This is a genomic window from Methylobacterium sp. E-065 (genome assembly GCF_022829605.1).
Classification (GTDB): domain Bacteria; phylum Pseudomonadota; class Alphaproteobacteria; order Rhizobiales; family Beijerinckiaceae; genus Methylobacterium.
Genome location: NZ_JAKSYD010000088.1, coordinates 1 through 875, shown reverse-complemented (window position 1 = coordinate 875; position 875 = coordinate 1). Strand labels below are relative to the sequence as shown.

The window sequence follows — 875 nt, the reverse complement described above, 5'->3', positions numbered from 1 at the left end:
GAATTGAATAATTTACAGAAAACCGTCAAATATTAGATTTGAGATCTTGAGCATATGCAATGCTGGCGCGTCGATGCCGCGGACCAACGGCTTTGGCACCGCCTGCGCTGGCGATATTTTCTCCTCCCGAGCCGCCAGCGCAGGCCTCCTGTTTGGAGGCGTCCGACATGGCCTACAGCGTCAGGATCGATCGCATCGGGAAGGTTGGGGTGCCGCGGAGCGCTCCCCGGGTCTATCAAGCGAAGGACGAGGCGGACGCTATCACGATCGCGTTTTACGAGGTGGACGGGAGTAAGCCCGATCGCCCCCGTGTCGCCACTGTCACCGACGCCTCCGGGCGCATGCTGTTCACCTACTCCGGCCGCGCCAGTACGGCGTCTCAGACGTGACCGGGAAGGAGCGCGAGGATCCGGAGCTCCACGATCGTGAGATCATAACCCTCGTCGGCATGATGCTCGCGTTCCAAGGTGCGTTCTTGGCGGTCGCGATGCTGTGGCTTTGAGGCTCACTATCGTAGTCGCAGTTCGACGGCCCGACTCTACAGGAACCCGCTCCCGCTGTGCCCATTGAAGGCACTCGCTCACTGGTTGCTCAGCATTCGCCGCTGCCACAACGCCCGAGCCCCGCGCTACACCGCATCCGTCGCTCCGGCTGAACGCCGAACGGCACAGGGCCGAACCACGTCATCACGGGATCCGGCCCGCATTTTATAGCTGCCTCAGGAAGGCTGGTTTTAGGGTCTGTCGTCACCTGAGGTAATCGAGGGCAGCGGCGAGGCAGAGGATACCGCTGAAGCTGGCGGCGGTCTTCTCGTAACGCGTGGCAACCGCTCGCCATTCCTTGAGCCGCGCCCAGAGCCGCTCGACGATGTTGCG

The 875-nt window shown here is 62.1% G+C and carries 2 protein-coding genes; one reads left to right on the top strand and one right to left on the bottom strand.

Features of this window, described 5'->3' with window-relative positions:
• Window positions 1-167: 167 nt before the first annotated feature.
• Window positions 168-389, top strand: a complete 222-nt coding sequence (locus tag MKK84_RS08990) for a hypothetical protein (RefSeq protein ID WP_243918925.1) — start codon at window positions 168-170, stop codon at window positions 387-389.
• 357 nt (window positions 390-746) lie between these two features.
• Here MKK84_RS08990 and MKK84_RS08985 read toward each other — a convergent pair.
• A partial coding sequence (locus MKK84_RS08985; RefSeq protein WP_243918927.1) for a transposase occupies window positions 747-875 on the bottom strand: 129 nt, incomplete at its 5' end.

Bases quoted from the DNA above. Each gene is read 5' to 3' on its own strand.
- MKK84_RS08990 (WP_243918925.1), top strand. From the start codon at position 168: ATGGCCTACAGCGTCAGGATCGATCGCATCGGGAAGGTTGGGGTGCCG.